Origin of the sequence: Mucilaginibacter sp., assembly GCF_041088075.1 — a bacterium.
Lineage (GTDB): Bacteria > Bacteroidota > Bacteroidia > Sphingobacteriales > Sphingobacteriaceae > Mucilaginibacter_A.
Map to the genome: position 1 here is coordinate 32,749 of NZ_JBGCVY010000049.1, position 16,973 is coordinate 49,721.

The 16,973-nt window shown below is 41.8% G+C and carries 18 protein-coding genes and 1 tRNA gene; 7 read left to right on the forward strand and 12 right to left on the reverse strand.

Annotated features, from left to right (window positions below):
• Nucleotides 1-19: 19 nt before the first annotated feature.
• The gene (locus V5804_RS12015) at nucleotides 20-1,441 is read left to right on the forward strand and encodes a hypothetical protein (RefSeq protein ID WP_369591632.1); all 1,422 of its coding nucleotides are present in this window, start codon (nucleotides 20-22) and stop codon (nucleotides 1,439-1,441) included.
• A gap of 261 nt (nucleotides 1,442-1,702) precedes the next feature.
• The gene (locus tag V5804_RS12020; protein WP_369591633.1) at nucleotides 1,703-2,260 is read left to right on the forward strand and encodes a histidine phosphatase family protein; all 558 of its coding nucleotides are present in this window, start codon (nucleotides 1,703-1,705) and stop codon (nucleotides 2,258-2,260) included.
• Between the two features lie 231 nt (nucleotides 2,261-2,491).
• Here the strand turns inward: V5804_RS12020 and V5804_RS12025 are convergent, their stop codons facing one another.
• The 3 genes from V5804_RS12025 to V5804_RS12035 are packed head-to-tail and all read right to left on the reverse strand — an operon-like array spanning nucleotide 2,492 to nucleotide 5,783.
• A complete protein-coding gene (locus V5804_RS12025) occupies nucleotides 2,492-4,648 on the reverse strand; it encodes a molybdopterin cofactor-binding domain-containing protein (RefSeq protein WP_369591634.1) in 2,157 nt (718 codons plus the stop codon).
• A gap of 12 nt (nucleotides 4,649-4,660) precedes the next feature.
• Nucleotides 4,661-5,305 carry a hypothetical protein gene (locus V5804_RS12030; protein ID WP_369591635.1) on the reverse strand — a complete coding sequence of 215 codons (645 nt, stop codon included), beginning with the start codon at nucleotides 5,303-5,305 and terminating at the stop codon, nucleotides 4,661-4,663.
• Entirely contained in the window at nucleotides 5,295-5,783 is a 489-nt protein-coding gene (locus V5804_RS12035; RefSeq protein ID WP_369591636.1) for a (2Fe-2S)-binding protein, read from the reverse strand. The genes V5804_RS12030 and V5804_RS12035 overlap by 11 nt, the downstream gene beginning before the upstream one ends.
• Before the next feature lie 374 nt (nucleotides 5,784-6,157).
• On the opposite strand from V5804_RS12035, the gene V5804_RS12040 reads away from it, so the two are divergent.
• Nucleotides 6,158-7,195 carry a hypothetical protein gene (locus V5804_RS12040; protein WP_369591637.1) on the forward strand — a complete coding sequence of 346 codons (1,038 nt, stop codon included), beginning with the start codon at nucleotides 6,158-6,160 and terminating at the stop codon, nucleotides 7,193-7,195.
• An 82-nt stretch (nucleotides 7,196-7,277) separates the two neighbouring features.
• Here V5804_RS12040 and V5804_RS12045 read toward each other — a convergent pair.
• From V5804_RS12045 to V5804_RS12080, 8 genes are all read right to left on the reverse strand, one after another.
• Nucleotides 7,278-7,364: transfer RNA gene (locus V5804_RS12045), tRNA-Ser, on the reverse strand.
• A 182-nt stretch (nucleotides 7,365-7,546) separates the two neighbouring features.
• Complete coding sequence (gene htpG, locus V5804_RS12050; RefSeq protein ID WP_369591638.1) at nucleotides 7,547-9,370, reverse strand: molecular chaperone HtpG; 1,824 nt, start codon at nucleotides 9,368-9,370, stop codon at nucleotides 7,547-7,549.
• Nucleotides 9,371-9,788: 418 nt separating this feature from the next.
• Complete coding sequence (locus V5804_RS12055; protein WP_369591639.1) at nucleotides 9,789-10,409, reverse strand: hypothetical protein; 621 nt, start codon at nucleotides 10,407-10,409, stop codon at nucleotides 9,789-9,791.
• Complete coding sequence (locus tag V5804_RS12060; RefSeq protein ID WP_369591640.1) at nucleotides 10,393-10,722, reverse strand: hypothetical protein; 330 nt, start codon at nucleotides 10,720-10,722, stop codon at nucleotides 10,393-10,395. The genes V5804_RS12055 and V5804_RS12060 overlap by 17 nt, the downstream gene beginning before the upstream one ends.
• A 35-nt stretch (nucleotides 10,723-10,757) precedes the next feature.
• A complete protein-coding gene (locus V5804_RS12065) occupies nucleotides 10,758-11,000 on the reverse strand; it encodes a hypothetical protein (RefSeq protein ID WP_369591641.1) in 243 nt (80 codons plus the stop codon).
• Nucleotides 11,001-11,110: 110 nt separating this feature from the next.
• The gene (locus V5804_RS12070) at nucleotides 11,111-11,494 is read right to left on the reverse strand and encodes a hypothetical protein (RefSeq protein ID WP_369591642.1); all 384 of its coding nucleotides are present in this window, start codon (nucleotides 11,492-11,494) and stop codon (nucleotides 11,111-11,113) included.
• A 29-nt stretch (nucleotides 11,495-11,523) separates the two neighbouring features.
• On the reverse strand, nucleotides 11,524-12,513 hold the full coding sequence (locus tag V5804_RS12075; RefSeq protein ID WP_369591643.1) for an aldo/keto reductase: 990 nt from the start codon (nucleotides 12,511-12,513) through the stop codon (nucleotides 11,524-11,526).
• A gap of 136 nt (nucleotides 12,514-12,649) precedes the next feature.
• On the reverse strand, nucleotides 12,650-12,886 hold the full coding sequence (locus V5804_RS12080; RefSeq protein WP_369591644.1) for a hypothetical protein: 237 nt from the start codon (nucleotides 12,884-12,886) through the stop codon (nucleotides 12,650-12,652).
• Between the two features lie 209 nt (nucleotides 12,887-13,095).
• Between V5804_RS12080 and V5804_RS12085 the strand changes: the two genes are divergently transcribed.
• From V5804_RS12085 to V5804_RS12100, 4 genes are all read left to right on the forward strand, one after another.
• Complete coding sequence (locus tag V5804_RS12085) at nucleotides 13,096-13,554, forward strand: PA2169 family four-helix-bundle protein (RefSeq protein ID WP_369591645.1); 459 nt, start codon at nucleotides 13,096-13,098, stop codon at nucleotides 13,552-13,554.
• A gap of 210 nt (nucleotides 13,555-13,764) precedes the next feature.
• Entirely contained in the window at nucleotides 13,765-14,241 is a 477-nt protein-coding gene (locus tag V5804_RS12090; protein WP_369591646.1) for a GNAT family N-acetyltransferase, read from the forward strand.
• A complete protein-coding gene (locus V5804_RS12095; RefSeq protein WP_369591647.1) occupies nucleotides 14,238-14,861 on the forward strand; it encodes a helix-turn-helix domain-containing protein in 624 nt (207 codons plus the stop codon). Before V5804_RS12090 ends, V5804_RS12095 begins: the two co-directional genes overlap by 4 nt.
• Nucleotides 14,862-15,094: 233 nt before the next feature.
• The gene (locus V5804_RS12100) at nucleotides 15,095-16,471 is read left to right on the forward strand and encodes an MATE family efflux transporter (RefSeq protein ID WP_369591648.1); all 1,377 of its coding nucleotides are present in this window, start codon (nucleotides 15,095-15,097) and stop codon (nucleotides 16,469-16,471) included.
• Between the two features lie 180 nt (nucleotides 16,472-16,651).
• Here the strand turns inward: V5804_RS12100 and V5804_RS12105 are convergent, their stop codons facing one another.
• The gene (locus V5804_RS12105; protein ID WP_369591649.1) at nucleotides 16,652-16,897 is read right to left on the reverse strand and encodes a hypothetical protein; all 246 of its coding nucleotides are present in this window, start codon (nucleotides 16,895-16,897) and stop codon (nucleotides 16,652-16,654) included.
• Nucleotides 16,898-16,973 lie beyond the last annotated feature (76 nt).

Here is a 16,973-nt window from a genome sequence, read left to right on the forward strand (position 1 = left end):
TTTAATAAGATCATCAAAAATGAACAAATCAATATATATTGTTTTAGTTACAATAGTGGCCACACTTTCCGGCTGTAAAAAATGGGAAGGCGAACATACCGATATTTACACTTACACGCCTCCGGCAGCAAACCCGGTGAGTGATAAAGCGCCATTGACTTGCAGCGGTGGCAGCACAGTTGTACCGATAAAAGGCACCATGCTTTCCGGCAAAACCTACAATGTTGCAGATGGATGCGATTTGGTTATCAATGCAAACGATACTTTGCTGATGCAACCTGGCGTAACGTTAAACATGGGCGCAGGCAGCAGTTTGATTGCATTGGGCACTTTGGTAAGCAACGGCTCCAAAAACCAGCCAAACTTTATTACGGTTCCTGGAGTGGTTAAAAGTGATGCACCGGGCGGAGTTGCCCCGGCCGCAGACCCTGCTTTTGCCGGAAAATGGAAAGGAATTGTAGGCGGCCCAACCTGCAATCTGATGGTATTGCGCTGGACGCATGTTGAATACGCCGGTTTAACAGAAGGCAAGGCCACTTCAACCATTGCGGGTTCTGGCACAGGAAACCAATACAGCATCTTGTTTGCCAATTATAAAGGCAACTTTATCATGGAAGATTCCTGGTTGTATGGCGGTGTGGATGACCCGATCCGTGTTTCGGCCGGTAAAATTGCCATCTTCCGCAATAATTTTGAAAAAAATGGCGTTAGCGGTGGCGATTGCATCAATGTAAAAGGAGGAACAGTGGGCACAATGGCTTATAACTTTTTTATTGGCACCGCTACAAACGGACAAAAAGCCTCCAACAAAGGCCAGGCAACCGGTGCGCCGCAAACCAACATCGTGATGTACAACAACACATTTGTAAATGGAGGCTACCGGCAGTCGCAAACTGGCCGCGGCGGTTGTATCAATTTTGAGGAAGGCGCGGCGGGTATGTATTATAACAATGTTGCCGTGAATTGTAAATATGGTTTCCGGGTTGTGGGCAGCCCGATTGCCGATGTGGCCCATCTTTCTTATGGCAACAATTTTCAATATGCAGATTCTTTGAGCGTGGCCAACCAGTTTTATCCAACCGGTTACATCACCCAGCCACAGGTTACAGATATTCCTTCGATCACAACTTCTGCTAAATATCTTCCTGCAAATTATGCATTGGGTGCAATTTATGACGGAAGCGATGTTGTCCAAAAAAACAACCCCATGTTTCTTAATTTTCCGTTGCCAACTTTTGGCCATCCGTTGGCGCAATACAGTGCGGTTGGTACATATAATTTCCGTTTGCAGGCCTCTTCGCCTTTAATTGGAAAAGGCAAAACCAATATCCAACCCTTAATTGTAGTGCCTTTGGATAAAATTTACGGCCTTTCGGAAGCTACTGCTGCCGGTTCAGATTTAGGTTGCTACCAGCTTAATGGCACTGGCAACCAGCACTAATTGTAAATGTTGTTTTGACAATCCTGTTGCCTTGTACTTTTTAATTTGTATTGATTTTATTATTCTAACTTGCATTAAAATTTCAGTACTTGTTTAAATATATTAGAGGAAAAATTGCCAATGCTTCTTTTACCCTATAAAAATTGGTGCCTGCATCCATTTAAATAAAACGAATGTTTACCAGTTTTTAGGTGATAAAAGAAGCATGGATATTTTATCAAGTAAATTTTAAACAGGAACTTACAATTGTAAACTTAACCCATGAAAAAAACGATAATTCCGCTGCTGCTTTTCACCATATTTTGCCTGGTAAAAGAAGCATCGGCACAAGCCGACAACCTTAAAATTGTATTTATCCGCCACGCCGAAAAACCTGCAAAAGGAGACAATTTAACCTGCCAGGGATTGAACCGCGCTTTGCAATTGCCAGAATTGATCCGCCGCAAGTTTGGCGTTCCAAACTTTCTTTTTGCTCCGGGTTTAGGTTTGGGCGAGGCAACCAAACATGCCCGTATGTTCCAAACCATTGCCCCAATTGCAATCAAATATAATTTGCCTATCAACACCAGCCATGCCGAAAAAGATTCGATGTTGATTGCGCAAGATTTAAAAAGCCGGACAGGGACAATTATTGTTGTTTGGGAACATAAAGCCATTGCACCGATCGTCCGGTCTTTGGGTGTAACAGCATCAAATTTGATTTGGCCTGATGACGATTATGACAGCATTTGGATTGTTGCTTTTGTAAACGGAAAAGCAGTTTTTTCAAAAGACCGGGAAGGCTTGCACCCCTCTGCTGATTGTAACTTTCACCAATAGTTGGCTTTCATCATCCAACACAGATAATTTTTTTCTATCAATCAAATAAAAAAAGCCTGTTTAAATCTGTGTTATAAAAATACACAATGCTTCTTTTATGCCTGTAAATTTAGTGCTTTGCATTACCACAAAAAATCACAATAGACCAATGATTTTTAGGCGGTAAAAGAAGCATGGAAAATAAACTGAAATAAATTAAACCAGATAGATATTTAAACTATTTTAACAAATTTACACCAAACGGAATCCGTGCTTTTTAATTGGAAGTTCCCGAACCCTAAACCCTGTTGCGGCAAATATGGCATTGCACAATGCAGGTGCTACAGAGGGCACGGACGGCTCACCGCCCCCATCAGGTTTTTCTTCGCCAGCAACCAGGTCAATCTCGAAAGGTGGCATTTCGTTCATGCGCAATACCTGGTAATCATTAAACGACTGCTGGTTCACAATCCCGTTTGTGATCGTTATTTCGTTGTTGAACATCCCGCTTAAAGCCCAAACCAGGCTGCCTTCTATTTGTGCCTTTAAACCATCGGGGTCAATCACCAACCCGCAATCAACGGCTGCAACACAGCGGTGGATTTTCACAAGCTTGTCTTTGCTGACAGATATTTCCATGGCATGGGCCACAACTGCCCCGGAACGGCCATAAGGGCAAACGGCTATCCCGCGATAACGTCCGGTTGCCGGTTTTTCGTTCCAGCCTATTTTCTCGGCACATCGGGTCAATACGTTTTTCAGGCGTACATTGTCTTTTGGGTTGCCGTTGTTAAACAAGTTAAACCTGAAAATTACCGGATCTATTTGGTGATGAACGGCCAGCTCGTCAATAAAACTTTCGATCACAAACACATTCTGACTGAATGAGATTGAACGCCATGACCCTATTGGTATTGGCGATTCGACCGGATAAAATGCGCTTTGGTAATCGCCAACGGGATAGCAAAGATCGTTTGTTACGCCTCCGAAACTGTCCCATGGGCCTGATATTTCTTTGTTTGGAAACGTAGCGATCCCATATTGATGCCGCCAATGGCTGATTTGGTCTTGTGCACCTACTGCTGCCAAATGGTGATGGCTTGCTGGCCTGTAAAAATCGGCCTGGATATCATCGGTACGGTTGAACAACACCTGCACCGGCAAATCCAAAGCCTTGGTAAGCAGCATGGCTTCGGCCACATTGTCTATTTTTTCTTTTCGGCCAAAACTACCGCCCATCGGCATCAGGTTTACATTGATGGCAGAACTCTCAACCCCGAAAATTTTTGGCAAAACATTGTTGATAAACATCGGTGCCTGGAAGCCGCCCCAAACTTCATACTTGCCGTCTTTATGCCAGGCAGTACAGTTAACAGGTTCCATGGTGGCATGTCCAAGATAAGGCACTTCATAAGTAGCCTGGTAAACACCGGAATGATCATCAATGGTTTTGAATGGCGCATTTTTTTCTTTGCCATAAACCAGGGCTGGTTTAACGCTTGCAAACTCGGTTTTAAATTGGTTTGTAAGGTCTTTGTTGTTTTTTATTTTACCAAGTTCGTAGCTCCATTGTACTTTCAACAAACGCTTGCCTTCCTGGGCAGCCCAGGTATTGGTTGCAATCACCGCTACGGCATTTCTGTTAAGCGCTTCCGGTATTTGGTCAACCTGGATTACTTTAACAAACCCTTTTAAGCCTTTTAACGCGCTATCGTCCCAACTCTTTACCTTGCCACTAAATACCGGGCAGCGCACCAGTGCGGCATAAAGCATACCGGGCAGTTTAACGTCCATTGTATAGTCATACTTGCCCGTTACAATTGGTGCGATGTTTGTTTTGGTTATTTTTTGCCCGATGTGCTTAAAATCTTTTATATTTTTAAGCGGGGCCTTTTCCGGAGGGGTTAAAGCACTTGCTTCTTTTATCAGGTCTTTATAGTCTAAAACCTTGTTATTAACCGTATTGCTTACTTTACCATCCTTTGCCGTACAAGCCTCGACAGGCACTTTCCATCGTTCTGCAGCAGCCGTTATCAGCATAAGTTTAGCTGTGGCACCAACATGGCGCAGTTGCATCCACGTCCCTTTGATACTTCCGCTGGCCCAGGTGGTATAATTGCCTGCATTTGATGCCTTGTAAGGCAGTGTTTCAACCGTTATTTCTTTTGGGTCAACTTCCAGTTCCTCTGCAATAACCAGCGGCAATGCAGTAATCACGTTCTGGCCCATTTCCTGCTTGATCACGCTGATAACCACTTTGCCGGTATCAAATATCTTTAATAACGGGTTGGGCGAGAAAATCAAACCTTCAGGCGCAGTTACTGCCGATGAAGATACAGGCAAAGCATCCGTCAGGAGCCATGCACCTGCCGTAAATGTTGAAATACGTATAAAATCTCTTCTTTTCACCTCTTGTAAATTTTAAGGGCTTACAGCACCTTTGCTAATCCATTCGTTAAATGCTTTTACAAATTCACGGTGCGACAAAGGCGGCTTTGCCAAACCTTGTGCCGGGTACCAGCCAGCCAGCACCAATGTGTCTTTAGTGATATGATCAATCAACGCCTTAATTGATTTTCTACCGTTCCTTTTTTTATCCAACAACTGCCCGGCCAACTGATGGGCAGACCTGCCCTGGAAAACCATTGGCATGTTGGCAGGTGGCAAACCCCATTTTGGGTTTCCGGGCGGCATGTGCAAACCCGGAAGGTTGTGCGATTGGTGGCAATTGGCACATTTTAAAGCATAGATGCCTTTGCCGTCAGGGCCGCGCTTAACGCCTTGCAAATGCAAATGGCTGTCTTCGCCCTGCAAAGGAATATCCCCGGCAGGATGGCAGTTCATACACCTTGGACTCATCAAAACGGCATAAACTTTAAGGAATGCTTTTTTTGATGCGATGCTGTCCTTTTGTGTAAAAGGCGGCTTTTTGCTTGTAATTGATGAACCTTCCGGCCGGAAAGAAAAAACAACAACCATGCTCAACAAGGCAGCAATGGTTAATATAACAGAAACCCCTTTTTTAGGATAGTAAGAACTTGTTTGTAAAATACGCTTAGGATGCATTGCTAACTGATGATTTTTGAATATTGGCAGCGGTATGTATGGCTTGGCGTACCCGCAGGTAAGTACCGCAGCGGCAAATATTTCCGGATAGTGCGTCGTCAATATCACTATCTGTAGGATTGGGTTTTTCCTGAAGCAAAACGGCTGCCGACATGATTTGGCCCGACTGGCAATAACCGCATTGTGGCACGTTCACTTCGGCCCAGGCTTGTTGCAAAGGATGGTCGCCGTTTTCAGACAAGCCTTCAATGGTTACGATTTTTTTTCCAATTGCACGGGAAACCGGTGTTACGCAAGAGCGTACCGCTTCGCCATCCAAATGTACAGTGCAGGCACCGCATTGCGCCATCCCGCAGCCAAATTTGGTACCGGTTAAACCAACAATGTCTCGAAGGAACCACAGCAATGGCATGTCCGGTGAAACATCTGCTTTATACTTCTTTTTATTTATAGTTAAATCCTGACTATTGCCAATCATAAAAGATAGGTAATTAAATTAAACAAATTGGAAACCAAATATAATGAAGTATTACCGAAACCCGGGCAACAGATATAACAAAAGTACAAATGATACAAAAATATGTATGATAATACAAGTATTAGTTAGTTGATAAGCATACTTTGGCTGAACGAATTGCAAGGCTTGTTTAAATTTTTGTTCAACCTGTTTCCGATGCTTTTTTTATCGCTTAAAATTACGGTTAAGTTTTTCATGCTTCTTTTACCGGCATAAAATTAAACTGTAAATTGTTGCCCTAAAAGAAGCATGGCGGTCAATCATAAATTTGTTGAACATTCTGGTTCGAATTTAAACAGCCTTTTAATATTGTATTTTCTTAATTTAAAACAAATATGGTAAATTTATCTAAAGCTAAAATCAGCAGTTCCCGTCATTTTTATTTCGTATTAGCTCACTTGTCATTGCTTTTGTTAAGCATTCATGTTAGCAGTTTTGCACAACAGGTTGCAAATAAACCGGCATCCCCACAGGTATTGCCCGGAAAAGGCGCCAAACAATTTGATTTTTTTTATGCCGGCGAAGCAAAAGCACGCAACATGTATATTGTGCGCAATGGCAAAATCACATGGTCTTATATAGATACAGTTGGCAAAGGGGAAATTAGCGATGCCGTTTTAATGACGAACGGGAACATCCTTTTTGCCCACCAGTTTGGCGTTACTTTAATCAACCCCGATAAAAAAGTACTTTGGAACTACGATGCACCTGCTGGTTATGAAACGCACACGGCGCAACCTATTGGAAAAAATCATGTCGTTTTTATTCAAAATGGCAATCCCGCCAAACTGTTTGTTGTAAATATCAAAACCAATAAAACGGAAAAAGAATTTGTGTTGCCGACTAAAAACCCGACATCTACTCACGGACAATTTCGCCATGCGAGGCTAACTAAAGCAGGTACGATCCTGGTGGCCCACATGGATATGGGCAAGGTATGCGAATATGATATTAACGGCAAAGAGCTTTTATCTATTGATGTTCCGGGCGTTTGGTCGGCCGAACCGTTGGACAATGGAAACATCCTTGTGGCTGGCAATAAAAAACTTGTTCAGGAAATCAACCGGAAAGGGGAAACTGTGTGGGAATGTACAACCGCCGATATCCCTGAATACCAATTTTCGTCCCCGCAAATAGCCCTTCGCCTGGACAATGGCAATATCCTGGTCAATAATTGGTACAACCAGTGGGGGCCTACCACAAACCAAAGCAGCCTGCCGGTACAAGCCATAGAAATTACGCCCGGCAAAAAAGTGGTATGGGCCTTGCGAGAATGGACTGCCCCTTTAAACCTCGGGCCATCAACTACCATTCAATTACTGGGCAAGCGTGGCGTTATTTCAGAAAACGTACATTTTGGCGATATTAAATAACCGGGGTTAGTTTGGGCTAAAACACAAAAGCCTGCAATCAAACGATTGCAGGCTTTTGTGTTAATTTTGTTATCAAACTTTGCGGAGAGCTAGGGATTCGAACCCCAGGAACCTTTCACAGTTCAACAGTTTTCAAGACTGCCGCAATCGACCACTCTGCCAGCTCTCCGGGGGTCAAAAGTACAAATCCCGGCGTAAACGGCAAATTTGAATGTTAAATTTTTATCATACTGTTTTTATCGGTGTAATCTGGTTAAAATCAAGCATTTATTATCCAAAACAATTTTAGGGGCATAAAAAAAGCATGTAAACTTAATGCCTACATGCTTCTTTTACCTGTGTAAAATTCGGTTATTTCACCGACAAGTCCACACTTCTTTGGATAAAGTTAGTGAGATCGGCACCGCTTAACATTCCTTGCGAAAGTAGAGCCAGGTCATAAGCTTGTTTGGCCAAGTCTTTTTTCACTCCTTCATCTGCTGCACTTAATATTTTTTGGATCAGCGGATGGTTAGCGTTTACCGCAACACTCAGCATTTCCGGCATATTGCCCATAAACGACATACCGCCGCCGCCCATCGCCTGCATATCTTTCATACGGCGCATAAATTCAGGCTGCGTTACACTTACCGGCAATTCTTCGGGCGACATCGGTTCTAAAACCACTTTCCGGTCTTTGTTGTTGATGGCGCTTTCAAAAATTTCCTGCACCGCTTTTTCGTTTTCCGGGCTTAATAAACTTTCGGTTTTAGTGTCTTTTTCAATTAGTTTATCGGCTGTATCGGCATCTACCCTTTTCAGCGTAAATTTCTCCACTTTGCTTTCCAGCATTTGGATGAAATGACTGTCTATCGGGTGCGTAAACTCCAGCACATCATAGCCTTTGCGCTTGGCCGACTGGATGTAAGCGTCCTGTTTGTTTACATCAGTGGTGTACAACGCCACCAGGTTTCCGTTTTTGTCCTCCTGGTTTGCCCGGATATGCTCTTTATATTTATCCAATGTAAAGTACTGCTTATCAGTATCAATGTACAAACAAAAATCTTTCGCTTTGTCGTAAAACTTATCGTTGCTGATCATGCCGTACTTCACAAACAAACCAATGTCCGGCCATTTTTCGGCAAAAGCAGCTTCGTCTTGTTTGTGCAGTTCTGCCAGCTTGTCGGCCACTTTTTTGGTAATGTACGAATCAATCTTCTTCACGTTCGCATCCGCCTGCAAAAAGCTGCGCGAAACGTTCAATGGAATGTCCGGCGAATCAATCACACCTTGCAACAGCATCAAAAACTCCGGCACAATGTCTTTTACTTCATCCGTAATAAATACCTGGCGCGAATACAATTGGATTTTATTGCGCTGAAACTCGAAATCGTTTTTCAGTTTCGGGAAGTACAAAATCCCGGTAAGGTTGAAAGGGTAATCCACATTTAAATGAATCCAGAATAACGGATCTTCAGAAAACGGGTATAAATCTTTATAGAAATTAATGTAGTCTTCGTCTTTCAGTTCGCTTGGGGATTTTGTCCAAAGTGGAACTGTATTGTTAATAATTTCGCCGTCAAACTCAATCGGCACAGGCAAAAACTTGCAATATTTTTTAAGGATTGCCTGGATGCGTGCTTTTTCTAAAAACTCTTTCGAATCTTCGGCAATATGCAAGATCACGTCCGATCCGCGGCTTGCTTTTTCTGTCGGGTCAATGGTAAATTCTGTACTGCCGTCGCAATCCCAAAGCACGGCTTCGCTGCCTTCTTTGTACGAAAGCGTTTTGATTTCGACGTTGGAGGAAACCATAAAAGCCGAGTAAAAACCCAGACCAAAATGTCCGATGATTTCCTTGTTGTCGCCTTTGTCTTTGTATTTTTCCACAAATTCTGTAGCACCGGAAAAAGCAATCTGGTTGATGTATTTCTTGACTTCTTCGCCGGTCATGCCAATTCCATGGTCAGAAATGGTGATGGTTTGGTCTGCTTCGTTTATCGCAATTTTTATAGTGGTATCGCCCACTTCGCCGTTAAACTCGCCCATACTGGCCAGCCTTTTCAGCTTTTGTGTGGCATCAACGGCGTTGGATACCAATTCCCGTAAAAAGATCTCATGATCAGAATAGAGGAACTTTTTGATGATCGGGAAAATATTTTCGGTGTGGATGGAGATAGAACCTTTTTCCTGCATAACTTTAAATTTTAGTTTATGTGGAAGGCGGAATCAACAATGGTTCCAAAGCGATTTTGGAGACATAAAAATGACAGGTTGACAGGGAAAGCAACCTGATGCTTCTTTTATCGGGTAAAAATTGGTGTCTTTAATAAGTTTACTTAAATTTATGGGAGAAACGCACCCCTAACCCCTCTCAAGAGTAACTATATATGAGTTGGGATAAGATTTTTTTGATATTAAAAAAGCAGGTATTAACGTATAATACCTGCTTCAATCATTGTGGATAGTTCAATCTCCGTCTTTTCTACACACTCATCAATATGACAATAAATTAGGTTGTCTTTTTTATTATCTACAAATATTTTTTTAGCAATACCATCCGTTAAACCAATTATGTTATAATGGCAAGGATCGCCTTGCGAATCATCAAATTCTATTTGGCAATTTGGTAATAAGTCCCCACTGAATTTGAAATACATTGGAGGATTGGTGTGTTTTGGGAAATAGTTTCTAATATGGCTACACGTTCCACCTGACAATTTAATTGCACATTCTGAATCAATAACGGATATTCCGTTTTTACCCCTAAAGGCCATGCTGTTGAATCTTTTTCCTTTTGTTTCATAATGGTGTAAGGATAAAATTCTGATAAACTCCATTGTGTTCTTTGATGTATTAATTCCTTTTTTAATCCCTCTATGCTTAAAATATCTGATTGGTATAAATCATTATCTTCTTTGTCCATGATTGAAAAATGAAATTTGTTATCGTTTTTAACAAAAATCTCAACCGCTGAATTTAAAAAATATATTTTAATTAAAACTTCACCATCAAATCCAGGAAAAACGTCTATTGAGGTAAATAACATATTATAAAGGTAAAAACATAGATTTTTTGACCTATCAATTGTTTCTATGTTAAATATTTCACCTTCTCCATAGTGCCAACCTTTCTTAAAGGTTAAGAATGTATCAAGCTTTTTAAAAATTGAATTCTTGCTTTCGCTTGGATTTAAAACAAATAATCCGTAGTTTATTTTATTTTGTTTCATCATCTCTAAGTTTAGCCATTGCCCGATCAATTACATCAGTAGTCATTATTTCATTGTTTGAACTTGTTTCCAATCCTACAATTAATCCAGAAAGTTGCATAACAAGCGTTTTAGCAACACTCAAAGATAAGTTAAGTACAGCCTTAGACTCATTATTTAGTTTTGCAAGTATTACTATATCGGCATTTGTCATTCCCGTTACAAATCCGTTAAAATAAAGCTTAGGTACATTAGGGTCTTTGTTCGCTTTGGGTAAATCGTTTACATCTGGCGTTGGTGGTGATATTTTTTGATATTTTAATGTTTTGTCAGACATAATTACTGTTTGATTGCTTACTATATAGGTTTATTTTAAACAAAATACGAAAAGATTTTCTTTTTATTTGGTATAAATGTAATTACAATTACCACATTAAAGTGTATAAATTTTGTTAAGGTTTTTCTTTTTTTGTGTTTTCCTAAAAAATACTCTAATAGCCTCATCAAACTACCTTTGATAGCCATATCTCTTTTTTCATCTTTAACAGGAGGCGGTTTTTCTTTTTTCTCCTTTGCCGATACTGCATTAAAAAACGGTTCACACCCTTGTTCCAACTCGTATATAGTTACCCTATCAAGAGGGGTTAGGGGTGTGTCCTTTCAACAAATATTTAATGCTATAAAAGCATCAGGTTCAAAAACCTTTCTCTATACAAAATTGGTGACTATTCCTTCTTCTCCAACTCCTTCTCCTTCACCTTAGCTTCCGTTTTTTCGATCTTGATGTCCAAGCGGATCAAGCCGTACAAACTCATGTAAATGTTGGCAATCCAAACCAGACTGAAACCGGCAATTAAATAGCCGCGCCAACCATCAAACAACAATTTGTAACCGGTAATGATCAGCATAAAAATGGTGATGTAATGGCTGAAACAGTATTCGCAGGTAAACAAATAGAAAAACTTACGGGCGGCCAGTGTTTTTTGTTCGTGGCTGTTTTTCACGCAAAACTCCCGGATCTCTTTAAAAACTTCTTCGTGCGTAACCGTCCACGAAATGCAGGCAACCGGAATGGCCAGCACAAATAACATAACGAAAGGGTTGTACATGCGATGCTGTTTTTATGCCTGTTTTTTAGTTAGTTGTTTACCATTTTCATCGCATCTTCGTAGTAGCGTTCGCCCACATGCGGATAGGTTTTCAATATTTCTTCAATTTCCTGCAAGTCATTTTTCGATAAATTGACATCGGCCGCACCGGCGTTTTCTTCTAAGTATTTTCGTTTTTTAGTTCCTGGGATTGGGATGATCTCTTCGCCTTGCGCCAAAACCCAGGCCAAAGCCAATTGTGCAGGCGTAATTTCTTTGGAAGCTGCAAACTCTTTTAAGGCCGAAGCCAGTTGCTGATTGTTCTTTAAATATTGTTCTTCTTTAAAACGCGGCAGGGTTTTGCGGAAATCGTTGTCTTTTAATTGATCGGCAGAAACAGAAGCGGCCGTAAACAAACCGCGCGAAAGCGGACTGAACGGAATAAAAGAAATCTTCAATTCCTGGCACAAAGGCAAAACCTCTTTCTCCGGATCCCGCGTAATAAAAGAATATTCGGACTGCAAAGCCGAAATCGGATGTTCTTTGTGTGCTTTTCGGATTGAGGCCGGAGAAGCTTCCGACAAACCTAAAAAACGCACTTTGCCTTCTTTCACCAGTTCGCCCATCGCGCCAACGGTTTCCTCCACAGGAACGTTCGGGTCAACCCGGTGCGCGTAATACAAGTCAATCACGTCAACGCCCAAACGTTTTAAACTGCCTTCGCAGGCCTTTTTTACATAAGCCGGAGAAGCATCGAAAATGTTTTTAGAACCATCGTCAGATTTGCGGAAACCAAACTTGGTGGCAATAAAAACCTCTTTGCGGTTAGGCACCAGCACTTTGCTGATCAGTTCTTCGTTGGTATGCGGGCCGTAAACATCGGCCGTGTCCCAAAAGTTGATGCCCAGGTCAATCGCCATATTTAGCGTCGCGATGGATTCTTCATCATTCGTTTCGCCGTAGGCATGGCTCATGCCCATGCAGCCCAAACCAATAACGGACAGTTTTTCGTTGGTGTTGCCCAGTTTTCTATATTTCATGCCAATGCTTCTTTTATACCTGCAAAACGCATAAGCGGCAATGCTGTTTTATAATATTTATGCCGGTAAAAGAAGCATAAAAAAAGCGCTTCCGTTTGGTGGAAGCGCTGATGTTTTTTAAAGGACAAGCCGGTGCTTAGTCGTTTCCTTCTAATTTTACCAATTTGTTATAAAGGCCCAACAGCAAAAATGGTGCTGGCCATTGGCCTACAAAAAGTGCGTTGTGCGGTTTGTTCATAATTTTAAGGGCTAATGAAAGGCCGATGGAGCCTAAAGCTGCCCATAAAAAAATGTCGGAAGGGATTTTTGCGGTCTGGTTCTCAATTGCGGTTGCAACTGGCCCTTCGGTGTGTTCCGGGTGTTGGTTTGACATCGTTTTTTAGTTTAGTTAATAATTTAATTTTGGTTGATTCTTTTTTGTTCAAATTAAAACTGCCGGGTTTACACCAAATAAATTCAATTTAAACCCGGCAATCACTTTTTAATTATCAATAGCATAACACGCAATTGCAAAAATGTGTTTCTGCTAAACAAAAAATTTATTGATTGCTTTTGATATATATTTATTAAAACCAAGAAACCATGATAGAAAATACAGCAACTGTTGAAATTTTGAACGACCTCATCGAAATTAACAATGACCGGATCGAAGGTTATGAAAGGGCGATTAAAGAATCAACCGAAGAAAATGCTGATCTGAAACCTTTGTTCGAGCACATGATCCACGAAAGCCACGAATGCAAGCTGGCTTTGGCCACCGAAGTTTTGGTTTTGAAAGGCGAAACGGCCGAAGGAACCACCAACAGCGGCAAAATTTACCGTACCTGGATGAAAGTGAAAGGCACATTTACCGGCCACGACCGCCATTCGATTTTGGCCGACTGCGAAAAAGGGGAAGACGCTGCACAAGCTGCTTATAAAACCGCTTTGGCCGATGAAAACCTGCCGCATTATTTGCACGAGCTGGTTGCCCAGCAGCAGGCCAAATTAAAACTATCGTACGATAAGGTTAAAATGCTGCGCGATATGCAGCAGGATTAGTTTTTGATTTTTTGTTTGAATGAAAGCCTTTTGATTTAGAAAGGCTTTTTTGTTGGGAGGTTATTTTCGGTTTGACACCAATTTTTACCCGATAAAAACAGCATTATCTAAAATCAATGTAAAACCTTGCGCCAGGACACAACCGCAAATGGTAGAAACCCAGTATATTTGTGTAGTTGCCTTACCCGGGTTTAGAGGCACAAATAAATTATGGCTACAAAAGTAATCATGAATGATGATGCTTTTTTAAAAAAAGGTTTCCTGATTTCTACCGATAAAACTTTGCTGGATGTTGCGCTGGTTCACCATTTTTTGGACCAGCTTTCGTATTGGGGCAAAGGCATCAGCTTGGAAACGGTGGAAACTTCTATACAAAACTCCTTGTGCTTTGGTGTTTACCAGCATCAAAAACAGGTTGGTTTTGCGCGTGTCATTACCGACGAAGCTACTTTTGCTTACCTCTGCGATGTTTTTATTTTGCCCGATTTCCGCAAGTTGGGATTGTCAAAATGGCTGGTTCAAACGGTTCGCCATCATTCAACATTAAAAAATTTAAGACGTTTTGTTTTGGCTACGGCCGATGCGCACCGATTGTACGGGCAGTTTGGCTTTAACCCGTTAAAAAACCACGACCGCTGGATGGAAATTTTTCAGCCTTACCCGCAAAAGCCGGAGGAACCTGCATGAACATCAAAAGAATGATTATGGAAGGCGAAGGCGTTGCGCAGGATTTTAAAAAAACCATCACCAGCTCCGAAAAAATTGCCAAAACTTTGGTTGCCTTTGCCAACAACAAAGGCGGCAAGTTGCTGATTGGCGTTTTGGATGACGGCACGATCAAAGGCGTAAAATCAGAAGACGAAGAAAAATACATGATCAACCGCGCCGCTACTTTTTTTTGCCGCCCGGTTTTAGAACCAACTTTCGAAGAAGTTTATGTAGATGACAAATTGGTTTTGGTGGCCGAAGTTGCACCGAGTGACTCGAAACCGCATTATGCTTTGGGCGAAGACGGCAAGTGGTGGGTTTACATTCGCATCAAGGATAAAAGTATGCTGGCCAGCAAAATTGTGGTCGAGGTTTTAAAGCGTTCCAACAACAGCGATGGCGTGCTGATTGAGTATTCTTCCAAAGAAAAAGCGTTGCTGGAATACCTGCATTTGCAAGAGCGCATCACCGTAAAAGAATACTGCGAAATGCTGAACCTGAGCCGGCGGCGGGCGCAACGCATTTTGGTAAACCTGGTACTTTCGGGCGTAATCCGTGTGCATACCAACGAAAAAGAGGAATATTATACGGCTTCCTAAGGAGTTGTAGGTTGTGAGTTGCCTGTTGCGCGTTCTTGGCGCTGTCATTTCGACCGTAGGGAGAAATCTTCTTTCAACCAAAACTACCGCTTTAAAAAAGATTCCTCTCTTCGGTTCGGAATGACAAAATTAACCCAATGCTTCTTTTATCACCTATTTTTTTGTCAACGATTTTTTACCAATTTGCATTCGTTGACTGCTAAAAGCTGAAAGCTGATACCTCAAACCTCAACATGAAAAAACTCTACGTCCTTTACCAGCCATTTTACCGCGATAATTTACGCCTGGCCATCCCGGTCGTGATTTCGCAATTGGGGCAGGTGCTGGTGCAAACTTCAGATAGTATTATTGTTGGTCAATTTGCCGGAACAACCGCTTTGGCTGCCGTTTCTTTGGTGAACAGTGTTTTTATTGTGATTTTGGTAATCGGGATTGGCATTGCTTACGGTTTAACGCCTTTGATTGCGCAGGAAAACGGACGGGAGAATTATCAGGCTTGCGGTAAACTGCTTTCGGGAAGCCTGACCATCAATATTATTTCCGGTGCTATACTGTTTTTATCGGTATATTTTGGGTCTGTGTTCGCACTAAACCACCTCGACCAATCGCCGGCCGTCATCCGGGAAGCAAAACCTTTTTTAGTATTGATGGGCTTTTCCATCATTCCGCTGATGGTTTTCAACACCTTTAAACAATTTGCCGAAGGTTTGGGCTTTACCAAACAAGCCATGATGATTTCCATTTGGGGAAATATCTTAAACATTTGCCTGGGGATTATTTTTGTAAAAGGCTTGTTTGGCATAACACCGATGGGCGTGCGTGGCGTAGGTTTAAGCACGGTGATAGACCGAAACGTCATGGCCATCGTCATCAGCTTTTACGTTTTCCGGTCGAAGCATTTTAAAAAATACCTTTCCGGCTTTCAATTATTCAAATTCAGCAAAAGTATTTCCAAACGCATTTTGGCCATCGGCGCGCCGGTTGCCATCCAATATGCTTGCGAAGTAAGCGCTTTCAGTGGTGCCGCTATTCTAATCGGAACAATTGGCGCGGTAGAACTGGCGGCACACCAGGTTGCCATCAACCTTGCTTCCATCACTTATATGATGGCCAGCGGAATTGCGGCCGCCGCAGCCATTCGTTCCGGCAATAATTTTGGCGCTAAAAATTATGCAATGCTTCGTTTATCGGCCATTTCCAGTTACCACATCGTTCTGGTTTTTATGGCTTGTACGGCAATCATTTTCGCGCTTGCAAACCACCTCATTCCCTGGATTTATACCACCGACAAAAACGTGATCAGCATTGCTGCCCAACTGCTTTTGATTGCCGCTTTTTTCCAGCTTTTTGATGGCATGCAAGTAGTTGGACTGGGCATTTTGCGGGGAATAGGCGACGTTGCCATTCCTGCCTGTATCACCTTTATCGCTTACTGGGTCATCGGTTTGCCGGTTGGCTATTTTTTAGGAATGAAGCTTGGTTTGGGCGCATCCGGCATTTGGTACGGACTAACGCTTGGGCTGGTGGTTGCTTCCCTGCTACTTTATTTCCGCTTTAATTATTTCAGCAAAAACCTGCAAAAAACTAATCTTACAGAAACCTTTGTTTAAAAAATTTCTGTAAGATTTATATTTTGTTTAAATTTCATCCAACGTATTTTCAATGCTTCTTTTACCACCTAAAAATCACTGTCTTTTTGTGGTTTTTGTACCGGGAAAATATCAAGACACCAAATTTATAGGCATAAAAGAAGCATTATAAATTTTTAAGATAGCAATTTAAACAAGCTCTTATTTAAATGCCAGTTTAATCCGGTTAGGAATGTTTGAGGAAAAAGTTTTGGCACGTCTCTTAATCTCCTCACGCCTTTTTTCCTGTTTAAAGTTTTCAACGCGGTCCACAACAGCTTCCCGTGTGGCTACATTGTATTTTACCATCGCCTGTTCAATCGAAACCAAACCAGCATTAATCTCTTTAACCATTTTTTTCATTTGATTTTCACGCATCAGCGTGGCCATCATATATAAATTTTGCATAACAATTCTACTTTAATAACAACGGCTCTTCGTAAGCCGTTTTATACTTTTACGAAGAACAATCAAAAAGGTTGCC

Bases quoted from the DNA above. Each gene is read 5' to 3' on its own strand.
- V5804_RS12015 (WP_369591632.1), top strand. From the start codon at position 20: ATGAACAAATCAATATATATTGTTTTAGTTACAATAGTGGCCACACTT.
- V5804_RS12020 (WP_369591633.1), top strand. From the start codon at position 1,703: ATGAAAAAAACGATAATTCCGCTGCTGCTTTTCACCATATTTTGCCTG.
- V5804_RS12030 (WP_369591635.1), bottom strand. From the start codon at position 5,305: ATGCATCCTAAGCGTATTTTACAAACAAGTTCTTACTATCCTAAAAAA.
- V5804_RS12035 (WP_369591636.1), bottom strand. From the start codon at position 5,783: ATGATTGGCAATAGTCAGGATTTAACTATAAATAAAAAGAAGTATAAA.
- V5804_RS12040 (WP_369591637.1), top strand. From the start codon at position 6,158: ATGGTAAATTTATCTAAAGCTAAAATCAGCAGTTCCCGTCATTTTTAT.
- htpG (WP_369591638.1), bottom strand. From the start codon at position 9,370: ATGCAGGAAAAAGGTTCTATCTCCATCCACACCGAAAATATTTTCCCG.
- V5804_RS12055 (WP_369591639.1), bottom strand. From the start codon at position 10,409: ATGATGAAACAAAATAAAATAAACTACGGATTATTTGTTTTAAATCCA.
- V5804_RS12060 (WP_369591640.1), bottom strand. From the start codon at position 10,722: ATGTCTGACAAAACATTAAAATATCAAAAAATATCACCACCAACGCCA.
- V5804_RS12070 (WP_369591642.1), bottom strand. From the start codon at position 11,494: ATGTACAACCCTTTCGTTATGTTATTTGTGCTGGCCATTCCGGTTGCC.
- V5804_RS12075 (WP_369591643.1), bottom strand. From the start codon at position 12,513: ATGAAATATAGAAAACTGGGCAACACCAACGAAAAACTGTCCGTTATT.
- V5804_RS12080 (WP_369591644.1), bottom strand. From the start codon at position 12,886: ATGTCAAACCAACACCCGGAACACACCGAAGGGCCAGTTGCAACCGCA.
- V5804_RS12085 (WP_369591645.1), top strand. From the start codon at position 13,096: ATGATAGAAAATACAGCAACTGTTGAAATTTTGAACGACCTCATCGAA.
- V5804_RS12090 (WP_369591646.1), top strand. From the start codon at position 13,765: ATGGCTACAAAAGTAATCATGAATGATGATGCTTTTTTAAAAAAAGGT.
- V5804_RS12095 (WP_369591647.1), top strand. From the start codon at position 14,238: ATGAACATCAAAAGAATGATTATGGAAGGCGAAGGCGTTGCGCAGGAT.
- V5804_RS12100 (WP_369591648.1), top strand. From the start codon at position 15,095: ATGAAAAAACTCTACGTCCTTTACCAGCCATTTTACCGCGATAATTTA.
- V5804_RS12105 (WP_369591649.1), bottom strand. From the start codon at position 16,897: ATGCAAAATTTATATATGATGGCCACGCTGATGCGTGAAAATCAAATG.